Source organism: Streptomyces sp. AN091965 (genome assembly GCF_022698285.1).
Classification (GTDB): Bacteria; Actinomycetota; Actinomycetes; order Streptomycetales; family Streptomycetaceae; genus Streptomyces.
In genome coordinates this window covers 2807634-2822736 of sequence record NZ_JALDMY010000001.1, presented here as the reverse complement: position 1 = coordinate 2822736, position 15103 = coordinate 2807634, and the positions used below count along the sequence as shown (strand labels likewise).

Genomic DNA, 15103 nt, shown 5'->3' with positions numbered 1-15103 from the left:
CGGTTCATCGGCCTGTGGCCTCGTCCTCAGCCGCCGGACGGGCTTCGAGGCCCGGCCCGTCCGGTGTTCACGCCGTGCTGAGCGCCGGGCCGCGGGCGGGGGCGGCTGCGGGGGCCGTCCCCGTGTACGGCCGACCGTTCGCGGCCTTTCGGGCTCGCCTCGTCGCCGGGCGGGCGCACGGCTTCCGCCACGGGGAAGTGAACGGTCGCGGGCCGGTAGGAGAACCGCTACAGGCCCGTGACTGGCCAATCAGACAAAAACGGACGCGAACAGGTGTCTCGGCTCCGAGAGTTGTCGTAGTGTCGCCTGAGCCGTCCCCTTGAGGGCACGCGCGCGGGCGACGGGGCGGCACGAGCAGGTCGTCAAGGGGAGGGATTCACGGACATGGCGCCGGTATTCGGCAAGCGGCTGCGCAAGGCGACGGTGACCACCGCGGTCGCCGCCGCGGCGGTGGCGGCCCTGGCCGCCTCGCAGGCCCCGGGCGTGGCGACGACGGACCAGCCGCGTGACGAATGGGCCGCCGACTCCGCGCCGCCGCCGGACGGCGACTCCGCGACCGGCAACTCGCCGTACTACACGGACCTGCCGCCCCTCGAAAGCCCGGTGCCGCCCAGCGGCAAGCCGGGTGGCGGCGCCAAGGGCGACGCGGAGGCAGGCCTGCCCGCCACGGTCCTGGACGCGTACAAGAAGGCCGAGTCGGCCGTGCGCACGGCGAAGCCCGGCTGCAACCTGCCCTGGCAGCTGCTCGCCGCGATCGGCAAGGTCGAGTCGGGCCAGGCCCGCGGCGGCCGCGTCGACGACGACGGCACGACCCTCACGCCGATCCTCGGTCCGGTCCTCGACGGCAACGGCTTCGCGAAGATCACGGACACCGACGGCGGCGCCTTCGACGGCGACACCACGCACGACCGTGCCGTGGGCCCCATGCAGTTCATCCCCTCGACCTGGGCGTCCTCCGGCAAGGACGGCAACGGCGACGGCAAGAAGGACCCGAACAACATCTACGACGCCGCGCTCGCCGCCGCGCACTACCTGTGCGGGACCGGCCGCGACCTGGCCGTCAAGGACGACCTGCACGCCGCGATCCTCAGCTACAACCGGTCCACGGAGTATCTGAACACGGTCCTGTCGTGGCTGGAGTACTACCGCAAGGGCACCCACGAGATCCCCGACGGCACCGGTCAGCTGCCGGGCGACCGCAGCGACACCGACCAGCCGCGGCGGCCCGGCCCGACCACGCCGTCCTCCCCGCGCCCCGGCACCACCCCGGTGGAGCGCGAGGGCACGTACACCCCGCCGCCCTCCGGTGGCGGCAAGCCGGGCGACGGCGGCTCGCAGAAGCCGCGGCCGCCCAAGCCCCGGCCCAAGCCGCCGTCCCCGCAGGAGCAGGTCTACGCGCTGAAGAACATGGGCCCGGTCGAGCTCACCGCGACGGCGGGCGACGCCTTCGCCGAGCGCGTGCGGGTGTACGCCGAGACCGGCTCGGGCCGCGCGGTGCCCAAGGTGAAGATCCGGTTCACGATCAGCGGCAAGACGGACACGCGCTTCGAGGGCGGCGTCCGCAGCGTCACCGTCGCCACGAACTCCCAGGGCGAGGCCGTCTCGCCGAAGCTGCGGGCGGGCGAGACGACGGGCGACTTCACCGTCCGCGCGCTGGTGGTGGGCCGCACCATCGACCCGGTCAAGGTGTCCGGCACCGTCACCGCCCGCAAGGCCGACAAGGTCGTGCGCACCAGCGACAAGCCGCTGACGTGCGTGGCGGGGCAGGCCTTCGCCGAGCGGGTCGAGGTCAAGGCGACGTACAAGAACAAGCCCGCGGCCGGTGTCGCCGCCACCGCCACGATGATCAAGTCCAAGGAGAGCCCGGTCGTCGCTGACAAGGGCCCCTACTTCAAGGACGCCGACGGCAAGCCGGTCCGCACCCTCAAGGGCCTCAAGACGGACGCCGACGGCAAGCTGCTGCTGCCGAAGCTGTACGCCGACGACGCGGCGGGCACGTATCTGCTGCGCATCGTCACCCAGGGCGGTGGCACGCTCCTGGTCGAGCTGGAGGTGACGGCACCCGTCACGGAGGAGCCCGAGGAGCCGGGCGAGCCGTCGTCGACCCCGTCCGGGACCGCGTCGCCGTCCGCGTCCACGTCGGCATCGGCGTCGCCGAGCACCTGACCGGCCCGCCCGGCACCCGCACCACCGAGACCGCCCCCGCGCCCCGTACGGCGCGGGGGCGGCCCGCGTTCACGGCAGCCCGCAGCCCGCAGCCCGCAGCCCGCAGCCCGCAGCCCGCAGCCCGCAGCCCGCAGCCCGCAGCCCGCAGCCCGCAGCCCGCAGCCCGCAGCCCGCAGCCCGCAGCCCGCAGCCCGCAGCCCGCAGCCCGCAGCCCGTCTCCGCGCGAGCTGTTCTCATCTCGTCCGGGCGTTGCTACGGTGCCCCCGATCTGACGAATAGTCAGTTGCGGACGGGCGGTCAGGCGCGTCCGGCCCGAGCCCGCCCGGGAGGCCCCCATGCGTGCCCTCATCGCCGCCGCCACCGGACTGGCCCTCGCCCTCGCCCTGGTCCTGACCGTCACGGCCATCGGCGCCCCGTCCGGCGAGACCTCGCCGAAACCGCTGCTCACCACCGTCCCCGAGCACCCCTAGGGAGGGCCGCGATGCGCCGCAAGGCCGGTCTGGTCCTGCTCGCCCTCGCCGTGTTCTTCGCGACCACGGCCCCGCTCCTTCGCTGGTACGCCTTCCCGCGCCTGGTCAAGATCCCGCCCGGCCGGTACGAGACGATGGTCCTGGAGGCGAAGCCCGCGACCCTCATCGACTACGGCACGATGAAGGCCAAGAAGGTCCCCAAGGTCACCATCGTGCAGACCCTCAAGGGCAACGTGGAGGCCTCCGAGAAGATCGAGAAGAGCGCCGACCGCGACGTCGTGGTCTGGGACGCGCTGTCGTACGTCCAGGGCCCCGACGGCAAGATGGTCTCCAAGATCCCCGAGCGCTACATCTTCGACGCCCACAGCCAGGAACCCGTCCACGCCACCGGCGAGATGGTCGACGGCGACCGGGTGCGGCGCGAGGGCATCGAGTTCAAATGGCCCTTCCTGACGGAGAAGCGGGACTACGAGTACTTCGACGCGCAGGCCCGCGTCACCAAGCCCATCCACTACGGGGGCACCCGCACCTTCCGAGGCGTCGAGGTCTACTACTTCGAGCAGACCATCCCCTGGACCAAGGTCCCCCTGCCCAAAGCACTCCCGGTCAAGGACCTCAAGGCCGAGGCCATCGCCAAGACGGGCACGACGCGCTGGTACACCACGGTCCGCAGGTTCTGGGTCGAGCCGACCACCGGGGCCCCCGTGTACGGCGAGGAGATCCACAAGGAGGAGCTGCGCGGCGGCACCCTGCTCGGCGGCCGCGACAAGGTCACCGCGTTCTCCGGGCACGTGAAGATGCGTGAGGACTACATCCGCCACACCGTGGACCTGGTCAAGTCCCAGCGCGTCCTGGTCCTGCTCATGACCTCGTACCTGCCGTGGGGGTTCCTCGGCCTCGGTGTGCTCCTGCTGGCCCTCGCCCTGTGGCTGGAGGCGCGCGGCCGCACGCCCGGCGACCCGGAGCCGACGGGGGAGCCGGAACCCAGGCCGCAGCCGGTGAACGCCTGAGCCTCAGGCCCGTTCGGCGCGCTCCTGGCGGGCCTTGGTGTGCCGCGTGGGCGTGGCCCGCGCCGGGTCCTCGGGCCACGGGTGCTTCGGATAGCGGCCGCGCAGCTCCGCCCGCACCGAGCGGTAGCCGTCCCGCCAGAACGAGGCCAGGTCCGCGGTGACCGCCGCCGGACGCCCCGCGGGCGACAGGAGGTGCACGAGGAGCGGCACCCCGGCCACCCGGGGCGTGTCGTCGAGCCCGAACAGCTCCTGCAGCTTCACCGCCAGAACCGGCCGCTCCGGATCCGTGTAGTCCACCCGGATCCGGGAGCCGCTCGGCACCTCCACGCGCTCCGGCGCGAGCTCGTCCAGGCGCACCGCCTCGCCGCCCGCCCACGGAAGGAGTCGCGTCAGTGCCTGCCCCGCCTCGATCCGGGCCAGGTCCGCGCGGCGCCGGGCCCGGCCGAGCTCCGGTTCGAGCCAGGCGTCGGGCGCGGCGAGCAGGGCCGCGTCGGACACGTCGGGCCAGGGCTCGCCCAGGTGCAGCCGCAGGAAGCGGAGCCGGTCCCGCAGCGCGGCGGCGTCCTTGCTCCAGCGCAGCAGCGCCACGCCCTCCCGCCGCAGGCCGTCGAGCAGCGCGTCCCGTACGCGGCGGGGGTCGGGGTCCCGCAGCGGCCGCACCGCGAGCTCCACCGCGCCGAGCCGCGCCACGTGCCGGGCCACCACGTCCCCCTCCGCCCAGGCGACCTCGTCCCCTTCCGCGTACAGGGAGGAGGCGGCGGCCCGTGCGACGTCCTCGTCGACGACCGCGCCGAGCCGTACGCGCGCGTGTCCCGCGCCGACGGGCCGGTCGGCCACCGCCACGGCCACCCAGGGCGCCCCGCCGAGCCCGGAGCCCGGGCCCGCCTCGGCCCGGGTGCCGCCCGCCATCAGATACGTCCCGTCCGCCGCGCGCCGGGCGACGCGCTCGGGGAAGGCGAGGGCGGCCACGAGCCCGACGACGGCGTCGTCGCGGGAGCCGGGCGCGCGCGGCGCCGTGGCGGGGGCGGACGCGGCGGAGCCGTCCGTGGCGGCGGCCACGGCCGCCGTGAGCCGGGACACCTCCGTACGCCACCGCCCCGCGTACCCGTCGCCCCCGCGCCGGGCGCCGCGCAGGGCCGCCGCGAGGTCGTCGCCGTACTCCCGGGGCGGTTCCTCGCTCAGCAGCGCCACCGCCTCCGCGGCCCGGCGGGCGCCGACGCGCGGCGCGGCGTCCAGGAGGGCGCGTGCGAGCCGGGGGTGCACCCCCATCCGGGAAAGGCGCAGGCCTCGCTCCGTGGCTCGGCCCGTGTCCGCGTCGACCGCCCCGACGGCGGTCAGGACCTCGCGGGCGGCCGCCATGGCGCCGCCGGGCGGCGGATCGAGCAGCGCGAGAGCGCCGGCCCCAGGGTCGCCCCAGCACGCCGCCTGGAGGGCGAACGCCGTCAGGTCCGCGACCTTGATCTCGGGGGCGGGGAACCGCGGAAGGCGGCCGTCCTCCGCCGGGGTCCAGCAGCGGTACACCGTGCCCGGTGCCTCGCGCCCGGCACGCCCCGCCCGCTGGCGCCCGGCCGCCTGCGAGGCCCGTACCGTCGTCAGGGCGCTGAGCCCGCGCGCGTGGTCCACGCGCGGCTCCCGGGCCAGGCCCGAGTCGACCACCACCCGCACCCCCGGCACCGTCAGGGACGACTCGGCCACCGAGGTCGCGAGCACCACGCGCCGCCGCTCGCCTCCGGCGAGCACCGCGTCCTGCACCTCGGCCGGGGCGCGCCCGTGCACCTGGAGGACCTCCACGTCCGCGAGCCCGGCCAGCTGCCCGGCCACGCGGCCGATCTCGCCGACGCCCGGCAGGAAGCACAGCACGTCGCCCGCGCGCTCCCGCAGCGCCCGCCGCACCACCGCGGCGACGTGGGAGAGCAGCGCGGGGTCCACGCGCAGGCCGTGCGGCGGCCGCACCGGGGCCGTCGGGGGCGCCCACACCACCTCCACGGGGTGGGCGACGCCCGCCGCCTGCACCACCGGCGCGTCCCCGAGGACCCGGGCCCAGCTCTCGGCGTCCGTCGTCGCGGATGCCGCCACCAGCTTCAGCTCCGGGCGCAGCGCCTCGCGCACGTCGATCAGGAAGGCCGCCGCGGTGTCCGCGTCCAGGTGCCGCTCGTGGCACTCGTCCAGGATGACGACGTCCACGCCCGCCAGCTCCTGGTCCCGTTGCAGGCGCTGGAGCAGGACGCCGGTCGTGACGACCTCCACGCGCGTGTGGGGACCGGCCACGCGCTCACCGCGCACCGTGTAGCCGACGGTCCGGCCGACCTTCTCGCCGAGGAGCCACGCCATGCGCCGGGCGGCGGCGCGGGCCGCGATGCGCCGGGGCTCGGCGACGACCACGCGCCGCACCGGTCCCTCACCCTCCGTGAGGCCCGCGAGGGCCAGCGGCACCAGGGTGGTCTTGCCCGTGCCGGGCGGCGCGCACAGCACGGCGGCTCCGGGCCCGTCGAGGGCGGCGCGCAGCGCGGGCAGCGCCTCGCGCACGGGCAGGTTCAGGGCGGCGTCACGGATCACGCCCCCAGTGTCGTACGGACCCGGCGGACGGCCGCCGGGCCCCCGGGGGAACGTCAGTCCCGCTCGCACACGAAGATCGCGGTCCCCGGGATCAGGTTCCCGCGCAGCGGGGACCAGCCGCCCCACTCCTGGGTGTTCCACGCGGGCCACTCCGGCTCCACCAGGTCCATCAGGCGGAAACCGCCCGCGACCACGTCCCGGACCCGGTCGCCGAGCGTCCTGTGGTGCTCGACGTAGACCGCGCGGCCGCTGTCGTCCTGCTCGACGTACGGCGTGCGGTCGAAGTACGAGGCGGCCACCGACAGGCCCTCGGGGCCCGGCTCGTCGGGGAACGCCCAGCGGATCGGGTGCGTCACGGAGAACACGAACCGGCCGCCGGGCCGCAGCACCCGTCGCACCTCCCGCAGCACCCGCACGGGCTCCGCGACGAACGGCAGCGCCCCGTACGCGGAGCAGGCGAGGTCGAAGGAGCCGTCCGCGAAGGGCAGCGCGCCCGCGTCCGCCTCCACCAGCGGTACCCGGCCGCCGTCGATCCGCAGGGCGTGCTGGAGCTGGCGGTGGGAGAGGTCGAGTGCCACGGGCCGCGCGCCCTGTCCTGCCAGCCAGCGCGAGCACTGGGCGGCGCCCGCGCCGATCTCCAGGACGTCCTTGCCCTTCAGGGCCTCCGCCGGGCCGAGCAGCTCCGCCTCGACCTCGTCGAGCCCCTCGGGGCCCCAGACGAAGCGGTCGTCGCCGAGGAACGTGCCGTGCTCGATCTGGTACTCGTCGGCGTTCCGGTCCCACCAGCCCCGATTGGCGCACACACTCTCGGTGACGCCGGAGTCACGACGGGTGGCCTCGGGCTCGGACGTGTCGGGCTCTTGGATGATCTGCTCCCTCGTCGGTACGCTGCGGGCGCCGCCGTCCGGAAGGCGACGCGGCAGAGCGCGCTGCGGCCGGTGTGGCCTCATGGAACTGGATTTGTGCCGGGTATGCGGCGTTCCGCCCCGGGTGTGCGCCTTCGCGCATTGACCCTGTCGGGCGGCCCCCGTATGCTACAAGTTGCGCTGCGAGCTTGCGTTCCTCAGACATAGCAGGCTGCGCTCGCGTCTGTATGTATGTCCCCTCGGTTGTCGAGGCGCTTTCCGTTCCCTTCGGGGTCCGGAAGCCTGCGTCTCCTAAGCTGTCCGGCTTCTGCAGAGCGAAACGGGCTCCGGCGTATGCAGTACCTACGACTTCAATGTCCGTACCGGAGCCCTTTCCCACATGACGAGCAGCACCGAGACCACCGCCACCACCCCGCAGGTTGCGGTCAACGACATCGGTAACGAGGAAGCCTTCCTCGCCGCGATCGACGAGACGATCAAGTACTTCAACGACGGCGACATCGTCGACGGCGTCATCGTGAAGGTCGACCGGGACGAGGTCCTGCTCGACATCGGTTACAAGACCGAAGGCGTCATCCCGAGCCGCGAGCTCTCCATCAAGCACGACGTCGACCCGAACGAGGTCGTCGCGGTTGGTGACGAGATCGAGGCCCTGGTTCTCCAGAAGGAGGACAAGGAAGGTCGCCTGATCCTCTCGAAGAAGCGCGCCCAGTACGAGCGTGCCTGGGGCACCATCGAGAAGATCAAGGAAGAAGACGGCATCGTCACCGGTACCGTCATCGAGGTCGTCAAGGGTGGTCTCATCCTCGACATCGGCCTCCGCGGCTTCCTCCCGGCCTCCCTGGTCGAGATGCGCCGTGTTCGCGACCTCCAGCCCTACGTGGGCAAGGAGCTCGAGGCGAAGATCATCGAGCTGGACAAGAACCGCAACAACGTGGTCCTGTCCCGCCGCGCCTGGCTGGAGCAGACCCAGAGCGAGGTCCGTCAGACCTTCCTCACCACCCTCCAGAAGGGCCAGGTGCGCTCGGGCGTCGTCTCCTCCATCGTCAACTTCGGTGCCTTCGTGGACCTGGGTGGCGTCGACGGTCTCGTCCACGTCTCCGAGCTGTCCTGGAAGCACATCGACCACCCGTCCGAGGTCGTCGAGGTCGGCCAGGAGGTCACGGTCGAGGTCCTGGACGTCGACATGGACCGCGAGCGCGTCTCCCTGTCGCTGAAGGCGACCCAGGAAGACCCGTGGCAGCAGTTCGCCCGCACCCACCAGATCGGCCAGGTCGTGCCCGGCAAGGTCACGAAGCTGGTTCCGTTCGGTGCGTTCGTCCGCGTGGACGAGGGCATCGAGGGTCTGGTCCACATCTCCGAGCTGGCCGAGCGCCACGTGGAGATCCCGGAGCAGGTCGTCCAGGTCAACGACGAGATCTTCGTCAAGGTCATCGACATCGACCTCGAGCGTCGCCGGATCTCGCTGTCCCTGAAGCAGGCCAACGAGTCCTTCGGTGCCGACCCGGCGTCGGTCGAGTTCGACCCGACCCTGTACGGCATGGCCGCGTCCTACGACGACCAGGGCAACTACATCTACCCCGAGGGCTTCGACCCGGAGACCAACGACTGGCTGGAGGGCTTCGACGCCCAGCGCGAGGCGTGGGAGACCCAGTACGCCGAGGCGCAGCAGCGCTTCGAGCAGCACCAGGCTCAGGTCATCAAGTCCCGCGAGGCCGACGCCCAGGCGGCGGCCGAGGGCGGCGACGCCGCGGCTGCGGCTCCGGCCGCTTCCGGTGGCGGCGGCGGTTCGTACTCCTCCGAGGGTGCGGACACCTCCGGCGCGCTGGCTTCGGACGAGGCGCTCGCCGCGCTTCGCGAGAAGCTTGCCGGCGGTCAGAGCTGACCGCACGCCGTTCACTGAGCGGTAGCTGAACGCCCTGTGGGCCCGCACTCTTCGGAGTGCGGGCCCACAGGCGTTCTGCCGTGTGCTTCTTTCCGGCCGCGGGTTGTTCTGGGCTGGCCGCGCCGTTCCCCGCGCCTCTAAAGGGCGCTGCTCCCCGGCAGGACTGTTACGGCGTGACGGGGACGTTCGTCAGGCCCTTGCCGCCCCGTACCGTGTTGCTCGCGTGGACCGTCGTCCGACAGGACCCGCTCTGGTTCGTCACGTTGATCGCCAGCTGCTTGTCGCCCGTCGCGCCGGTCAGGTCGGACCTGTTGGCGCGGAACACCGTGCCGCACCCCCAGCCGGACTGCTGGGAGTGCGTCTCGAAGCCGTTGTTCGTGGTGTTCTTGCCGGTGTTGTTCTCGATGACGTAGTCGTTGCCCTTCACGTCGATCCACGAGTCGTCGTAGTTGTTGCCCGTCAGGCCCCTGCCGTCGAACGTGTTGCCCGCGACGCGGCCGCCCCGGGTGCCCTCCTTCAGGTCGACGGCCTCCCCGCCCACGTCCGGGCCGATGACGTTGTCCAGGATCACCACGTTGTCGCTCCTGTCGGACAGGGTGTTCGCGGAGCCCACGTACACGCCCTCGCCCATGCCCCGGTCGTCGTTGCCGGTGTCGTAGATGCGGGAGTTCTTGATGACGCCGTCGGAGCTCGACTTGCGGAAGTGCACGCCCTCCATGTCCAGGCCGTGGACCGTCACGCCGTCCACCACGACACCGCGCGCGGAGTCGATCATGATGCCCTTCTGGCCGCCGGTGACGGTGACGCCCTTGACCGTCCAGTACGAGGCCCCGTCGAGGTGCAGGCCGTAGCCGCCGCCCGCGGTCAGGACCGCCTTGGGGGAGCCGGTCAGGGTGATGCGGGCGCCGGAGCGCGCGGCGGTCGTGGTCTTGAAGTTCCCGGAGTACGTGCCGTCGGCGAGGTGGATCGTGTCGCCGGGTGCCGCGGCGGCGAGGGCCGTCTTGAGCTGGGCGGCCGTGGAGACCTCGATGGTCCCGGCGGGCGCCCCGGACCGCGCGTGCGCGGTGAGGGCGAGGCCGCCCGTGGCGGTGGCGGCGGCCAGGACGGAGGCGAGCAGGGAGCGCGTGCGCATGGGGGGTCCCTTCCCGTGAACGGACGAAGCAGGTTCGTGTACGTGAATGCTGGGCGGGATGCTGAACGCCGAACTGCTTCGAGACGGTAGAGGTGGGGCATGTGCGCGTCAAGGTCTGCGCCGAAGGCGGGTGAGCCGGCGTGTGGGGACATGCGGAAGCCGTGAACTCGGCGCCTCCTGGGCCCAGTTCACGGACAGGAACAGCGCGAGGTGCCGGTTCCGCCGCTCCGGCGGGGGCGCGTCAGCCCTGCTCTTCGCGCGCCCTCGGCTCCGCGTCGCGCAGGCTCTGTTCCGTGCGCCCGGTGCGCGCTTCCGTGCGGTGGCCCCGCGCGATGTAGTCGCGTACGACGGCCTCGACGGCGTCCTGCGGGGAGCCCACTCCGGCCAGGACCATCACCTCCACCACGAGTTCCGCGTCGAGACTGATGCTGACCTTGGCCACGGGTGCCCCCTTCGCTGCGTCGTACCCGGACCCTAACTGCTCAGGTGCGCACGCCGATCGCCGACGGCGGGAATGCCCGCCTTCCACGGCGCGTTCTGCTCTATGAACACGAGGAGGAGCGGTCACTGTGCTTGATCCGCAGGGTTTGTACGCGTGGGAGCCCAAGGGGCTCGCGGTCGTCGACATGGCGCTTGCCCAGGAGTCGGCCGGTCTTGTCATGCTCTACCACTTCGACGGATACATCGACGCGGGCGAGACCGGCGACCAGATCGTCGAGCGGCTCGTGGACAACCTGCCCGGACAGGTCGTGGCCCGCTTCGACCACGACCGGCTCGTCGACTACCGCGCGCGGCGCCCGCTGCTCACCTTCCAGCGCGACAAGTGGAGCGACTACGAGGAGCCCACCCTCGACGTGCGGCTGCTCCAGGACGCCACCGGCGCGCCCTTCCTGCTGCTCTCCGGCCCCGAGCCGGACATCGAGTGGGAGCGCTTCGCCGCCGCCGTCAAGGAGATCGTCGAACGGCTCGGCGTGCGGCTCTCGGTGAACTTCCACGGCATCCCGATGGGCGTCCCGCACACCCGCCCCGTCGGCCTCACCCCGCACGGCAACCGCACCGACCTGGTGCCGGGCCACGCCAGCCCCTTCGACGAGGCGCAGGTGCCCGGCAGCGCGGAGGCGCTCGTCGAGTACCGCCTGTCGCAGGCGGGGCACGACGTGCTCGGCGTCGCCGCGCACGTGCCGCACTACGTGGCCCGGTCGGCGTACCCCGACGCGGCCCTGACCGTCCTGGAGGCGATCACCGCCGCCACCGGTCTCGTGCTGCCCTCGGCCGCGCACGCGCTGCGCACGGAGGCCCACCGCACCCAGACCGAGATCGACCGCCAGATCCAGGAGGGCGACGAGGAACTGGTCGCGCTCGTGCAGGGACTTGAGCACCAGTACGACGCCGCCGCGGGCGCGGAGTCGCGGGGCAACATGCTCGCCGAGCCCGTGGACATCCCGTCGGCGGACGAGATCGGCCGCGAGTTCGAGCGCTTCCTCGCGGAGCGGGAGGGCGACGGCTGACGGCAGGGCCTAAGCTGCCGGTCATGCTGAAGGTGGGTTTGACCGGCGGTATCGGCGCCGGCAAGAGCGAGGTGTCGCGGCTGCTCGTCGCGTCCGGGGCCGTCCTGATCGACGCCGACCGCATCGCGCGCGAGGTGGTGGCGCCCGGCACGGACGGGCTCGCCGAGGTCGTCGAGGCCTTCGGCACGGACGTCCTCGCCGCGGACGGCTCCCTGGACCGGCCGAAGCTCGGGGCGATCGTCTTCTCCGACGCCGCGAAGCTGGCCACGCTCAACGGCATCGTGCACCCCCGGGTGGGCGCGCGCTCGGCCGAGCTGGAGCGGGCGGCGGCCCCGGACGCGGTGGTCGTGCACGACGTGCCGCTGCTCACCGAGAACGGGCTCGCGCCGCTGTACGACCTGGTCATCGTCGTCGACGCCGGTCCCGCGACCCAACTCGACCGCCTGGTACGGCTGCGCGGCATGACCGAGGACGACGCCCGCGCCCGGATGGCCGCCCAGGCCACGCGCGAGAAGCGCCTGGAGATCGCTGACATCGTGATCGACAACGACGGCCCCCTGGACGACCTCGCCCCGCGCGTGGCGGCCGTCTGGCAGGACCTTCAGGAACGGGCGCGGAACGCCCCGTAGGGGGGATGGGTGCGGGCTGAGCGGGAAGCGCCCGTAGGGGCGCGGGGAACTGCGCGACCAGCCACAGCGGCCCCGCAGACGATCGACGTGTCCAGGGCGGCAATGCCGGCGAAGCGCCGAAGCGCAGGAAGGGCGGGGCCGTGGCCGTATGGGCGGCGTTCACCGTAGTGGGCGGGCTCGTGGCCCTGCTCGCGGGCGCGTACGGCCTCGACCGGACCCGGCGCGTCACCGAGGCGGGGGAGTGGGCGGAGGCGCTGGTCAAGGCGGTGCGGCAGGGCGCCGACCGGCCCGCGCTCCAGTTCGAGACGGCGGACGGGCAGGTCGTGGAGGTCCCCTCGCCGGTGCCGGTGAGCCGCAGACGGCCGCTGCGGGCGGGGCAGCGGGTGCCGATCCTGTACGACGCCGACGACCCCCGCGAGGTAGTGGTCCTCGGGCGCGAACGGCGCGGCCTCGACTGGACGTTCGTGGGGGCGGGCGCGGGCCTGGTGCTTGCGGGGCTCGTCCTCGCCGTCGTGGTGTAGGCGGCCCGGGGCGCGGGGCCGCCCGCGCGATCGTCACGTAGGACCGTACGGGAATATGCGCACACACCCGGGGCGTTAACGCACAGAGGCGAGGGAAGGAGTCCGGCGTGCCCGAAAGCAGCCCGGAGAGTCATGTCATCGACTTCCGCGCGGCGGAGCAGCTCCTCGCCGCACGGGATCCGCGGGGCGCGGTGAAGCTCCTCGACACGGTCATCGCCGCCCATCCGGAGAACACGGCGGCGCGTCTGCTGCGCGCCCGAGCCTTCTTCGCCTCCGCCCAACTGCGGGCGGCTGAGCTGGAGTTCAGCATCGTCCTGGAGCGCGAGCCGGACAACGCGTTCGCGCACTTCGCGCTCGCCCGCACCTATGAGCGTGCCCTGCGGCCCGACCAGGCGCGCCGCCACTTCCGGCTCGCGGCGGCGCTCGACCCGCAGCCGGACTATCTGGCGGCGGCGCGGTTCGACGACACGGACGGCCCCGGCCGCGGCGCGTGAAGGACCCGGCGCACCGCGCGGGGCACCGGGTGCGCTCAGGTCCGCGGCGGCTCGTACGGCGGCACGTCGCGTCCGGGCTGGAAGTGCGGCCCCTGCCGGATGTGGCGCAGGACGAGCGCCATGTCCACGGTGATCACCACCCACAGCACGCCGCACGCCGCGGCCCAGCCGGGGCGCCCGGCGAGCGCGAAGGCCACCGTGCCCGCGGTCGCCCAGATCAAGCCCCATACGCTGAACCAGAAGCGCATGCGCAAGGGGCTGCGTGCCGTGACCGGTTCACTGCCTGTGCGCATCGGACGTCATCTCCTCCTTCCAGGGTCCTCCCGGCGCGGGCGGAGCGGAAGGGGCGACCGAGGGGTAGGTGGGGCTGTGCTGGACGTGCTGCGGGCCGCGGCGGAGAGTGACGAGGGGCTCGCCGCGTGGCTGAAGGAGCTTGCGGACGCGGGGGAACCGCGGGCCGCCGCCGTCCTGCCGGAGGCCGAGGAGCTGACGGAGGTCCTCTTCGACCTGGCCGTGCCCCACGAGGACGTCAACGAGATCGTGGCGCTGCGCGCGCACGTGCTCGGGCACGACGACACCCGGTGGCTCCTGGAGCGGTGCGTCGACGCGCTCGTACGGGACCTGGGCGAGCCCGGGGCGCAGCCCCGGATGCCGGTGCTGCCCGAGGAGCTGGGCGAGTTGGGCAGCTGCTTCTACGTGTTCGTGTTCCTCGCCGCGCTGCCGTACGTGCGCGCGTACCACCGCCGTCGCGGCATATCCGATGACGTGGCCCGCCGCACCCTCGCCGACCTCGGGCGGCACATGGCCGTGCACCGCAGGGGGCACGGGGGCCGCGGCGTGCCGGTGCCCTCCTGGAACGCGCTGCACTTCCGGGGCGAGCTCTACCAGCTGGGGCGGCTGCAGTTCCAGCGGGCGCGGCTCGGCGCGCGCATGGGCGAGGCCGTCGCGCGGGCCGGTCTCGGTCTCGGGCCCCGGGACCTGTGTCTGAGCGTGCACATACCGGACTTCCACGGTCCGCTGTCGCCCGAGGCCTGCGACCGCTCGGTGGCGCTCGCCCGGGAGTTCTTCCCGCGCCACTTCCCCCAGGAGCGCTACGAGGTCGCGGTGTGCCACTCGTGGCTGCTCGACCCGCAGTTGAAGCGGTATCTGCCCGCCGAGGCGAACATCGTGCGCTTCCAGGACCGCTTCCGGCTCGCCGCGACGTACGGCGACGACGAGCCCGACGACACCGTGCCGATCGGCTTCGTCTTCGGCGACCGGGACCTGCCGGTGGCCGGGCTGCCGCGGCGCACCCGCGTGGAGCGGGCCGTCGGCGACCACCTGCGGGCGGGCGGCCACTGGTACGGCGGCCACGGCTGGTTCCGGCTGTAGCTCCGGCGCCCCTCATCGCGCCGGCGCGCCGATGGGGTCAGGGGGCCGGGGGCAGCCCCGGGGCGCCGCGCAGGCGTTCGAGGTCGCGGCGGTCCCGCTTCGTGGGGCGCCCCGTGCCGCGGTCGCGGATGCCCGCCGGAGCCACCGCCTCGCGCGGCGGCGGGGGCGGGCTGTTGTCCACGTAGCACTCGACCGCCACGGGTGCGCCCACCCGCTTGCGGATCACGCGCTTGACGATCACGACCCGCTCGCGGCCCCCGGCCTGGCGCAGCCGGACCTCGTCGCCGGGCTTCACGCCGTACGCGGGCTTCACGCGCTCGCCGTTGACCCGCACGTGCCCGCCCTTGCAGGCGGCCGCACCCATCGAGCGGCTCTTGACCAGGCGTACCGACCAGATCCAGCTGTCGACGCGCACGGCGTTGCCCGTCGCGTCGCCTCCCGAAGTCTCTGAAGCCATGCGTCGACCTTAATGCGGCATCGGTGCGGGCGGCCCGG

The 15103-nt window shown here is 73.4% G+C and carries 15 protein-coding genes; 9 read left to right on the top strand and 6 right to left on the bottom strand.

Annotated elements, in window-relative coordinates; genetic code table 11:
• Positions 1-384: 384 nt before the first annotated feature.
• The 3 genes from MQV74_RS11690 to MQV74_RS11680 all read left to right on the top strand — a co-directional run bounded on the left by MQV74_RS11690 (position 385) and on the right by MQV74_RS11680 (position 3646).
• Positions 385-2166 carry a lytic transglycosylase domain-containing protein gene (locus MQV74_RS11690; protein ID WP_242716632.1) on the top strand — a complete coding sequence of 594 codons (1782 nt, stop codon included), beginning with the start codon at positions 385-387 and terminating at the stop codon, positions 2164-2166.
• Positions 2167-2501: 335 nt separating this feature from the next.
• The gene (locus MQV74_RS11685; protein WP_242716631.1) at positions 2502-2636 is read left to right on the top strand and encodes an SPW_0924 family protein; all 135 of its coding nucleotides are present in this window, start codon (positions 2502-2504) and stop codon (positions 2634-2636) included.
• Between the two features lie 11 nt (positions 2637-2647).
• A complete protein-coding gene (locus MQV74_RS11680) occupies positions 2648-3646 on the top strand; it encodes a DUF3068 domain-containing protein (RefSeq protein WP_242716629.1) in 999 nt (332 codons plus the stop codon).
• Between the two features lie 3 nt (positions 3647-3649).
• Here MQV74_RS11680 and hrpB read toward each other — a convergent pair whose 3' ends face one another.
• Positions 3650-6202: an ATP-dependent helicase HrpB gene (gene hrpB / locus MQV74_RS11675; protein ID WP_242716626.1), complete on the bottom strand. Its 2553-nt coding sequence runs from the start codon at positions 6200-6202 to the stop codon at positions 3650-3652.
• Positions 6203-6255: 53 nt separating this feature from the next.
• Complete coding sequence (locus tag MQV74_RS11670) at positions 6256-7152, bottom strand: class I SAM-dependent methyltransferase (protein ID WP_242716624.1); 897 nt, start codon at positions 7150-7152, stop codon at positions 6256-6258.
• A gap of 295 nt (positions 7153-7447) precedes the next feature.
• On the opposite strand from MQV74_RS11670, the gene rpsA reads away from it, so the two are divergent.
• The gene (gene rpsA / locus MQV74_RS11665; protein ID WP_138959141.1) at positions 7448-8953 is read left to right on the top strand and encodes a 30S ribosomal protein S1; all 1506 of its coding nucleotides are present in this window, start codon (positions 7448-7450) and stop codon (positions 8951-8953) included.
• Positions 8954-9119: 166 nt separating this feature from the next.
• Here the strand turns inward: rpsA and MQV74_RS11660 are convergent, their stop codons facing one another.
• Positions 9120-10085, bottom strand: coding sequence for a right-handed parallel beta-helix repeat-containing protein (locus MQV74_RS11660; protein WP_242716622.1), 966 nt, complete (start codon positions 10083-10085; stop codon positions 9120-9122).
• 241 nt (positions 10086-10326) lie between these two features.
• Complete coding sequence (locus tag MQV74_RS11655) at positions 10327-10527, bottom strand: DUF2191 domain-containing protein (RefSeq protein WP_242716620.1); 201 nt, start codon at positions 10525-10527, stop codon at positions 10327-10329.
• Between the two features lie 127 nt (positions 10528-10654).
• Here MQV74_RS11655 and MQV74_RS11650 point away from each other — a divergent pair, with 127 nt between their 5' ends.
• From MQV74_RS11650 to MQV74_RS11635, 4 genes are all read left to right on the top strand, one after another.
• Positions 10655-11593: a PAC2 family protein gene (locus MQV74_RS11650; RefSeq protein WP_242716618.1), complete on the top strand. Its 939-nt coding sequence runs from the start codon at positions 10655-10657 to the stop codon at positions 11591-11593.
• Positions 11594-11616: 23 nt separating this feature from the next.
• Positions 11617-12222, top strand: coding sequence for a dephospho-CoA kinase (gene coaE / locus MQV74_RS11645; RefSeq protein ID WP_242716616.1), 606 nt, complete (start codon positions 11617-11619; stop codon positions 12220-12222).
• 140 nt (positions 12223-12362) lie between these two features.
• Positions 12363-12743 (top strand): DUF3592 domain-containing protein, encoded by a 381-nt coding sequence (locus MQV74_RS11640; protein ID WP_242716614.1) that lies wholly within the window; start codon positions 12363-12365, stop codon positions 12741-12743.
• Between the two features lie 107 nt (positions 12744-12850).
• Positions 12851-13237, top strand: a complete 387-nt coding sequence (locus MQV74_RS11635; RefSeq protein ID WP_242716612.1) for a tetratricopeptide repeat protein — start codon at positions 12851-12853, stop codon at positions 13235-13237.
• A 35-nt stretch (positions 13238-13272) separates the two neighbouring features.
• Here MQV74_RS11635 and MQV74_RS11630 read toward each other — a convergent pair whose 3' ends face one another.
• On the bottom strand, positions 13273-13530 hold the full coding sequence (locus tag MQV74_RS11630; protein ID WP_172385444.1) for a DUF6343 family protein: 258 nt from the start codon (positions 13528-13530) through the stop codon (positions 13273-13275).
• A gap of 76 nt (positions 13531-13606) precedes the next feature.
• Between MQV74_RS11630 and MQV74_RS11625 the strand changes: the two genes are divergently transcribed.
• Positions 13607-14608 carry an acyltransferase domain-containing protein gene (locus MQV74_RS11625; protein WP_242716610.1) on the top strand — a complete coding sequence of 334 codons (1002 nt, stop codon included), beginning with the start codon at positions 13607-13609 and terminating at the stop codon, positions 14606-14608.
• Between the two features lie 37 nt (positions 14609-14645).
• Here MQV74_RS11625 and MQV74_RS11620 read toward each other — a convergent pair whose 3' ends face one another.
• Positions 14646-15065 (bottom strand): RNA-binding S4 domain-containing protein, encoded by a 420-nt coding sequence (locus MQV74_RS11620; protein ID WP_242716608.1) that lies wholly within the window; start codon positions 15063-15065, stop codon positions 14646-14648.
• Positions 15066-15103: the final 38 nt, after the last annotated feature.

Bases quoted from the DNA above. Each gene is read 5' to 3' on its own strand.
- coaE (WP_242716616.1), top strand. From the start codon at position 11,617: ATGCTGAAGGTGGGTTTGACCGGCGGTATCGGCGCCGGCAAGAGCGAG.
- MQV74_RS11630 (WP_172385444.1), bottom strand. From the start codon at position 13,530: ATGCGCACAGGCAGTGAACCGGTCACGGCACGCAGCCCCTTGCGCATG.
- MQV74_RS11660 (WP_242716622.1), bottom strand. From the start codon at position 10,085: ATGCGCACGCGCTCCCTGCTCGCCTCCGTCCTGGCCGCCGCCACCGCC.
- rpsA (WP_138959141.1), top strand. From the start codon at position 7,448: ATGACGAGCAGCACCGAGACCACCGCCACCACCCCGCAGGTTGCGGTC.
- MQV74_RS11690 (WP_242716632.1), top strand. From the start codon at position 385: ATGGCGCCGGTATTCGGCAAGCGGCTGCGCAAGGCGACGGTGACCACC.
- MQV74_RS11685 (WP_242716631.1), top strand. From the start codon at position 2,502: ATGCGTGCCCTCATCGCCGCCGCCACCGGACTGGCCCTCGCCCTCGCC.
- MQV74_RS11680 (WP_242716629.1), top strand. From the start codon at position 2,648: ATGCGCCGCAAGGCCGGTCTGGTCCTGCTCGCCCTCGCCGTGTTCTTC.
- MQV74_RS11670 (WP_242716624.1), bottom strand. From the start codon at position 7,152: ATGAGGCCACACCGGCCGCAGCGCGCTCTGCCGCGTCGCCTTCCGGAC.
- MQV74_RS11620 (WP_242716608.1), bottom strand. From the start codon at position 15,065: ATGGCTTCAGAGACTTCGGGAGGCGACGCGACGGGCAACGCCGTGCGC.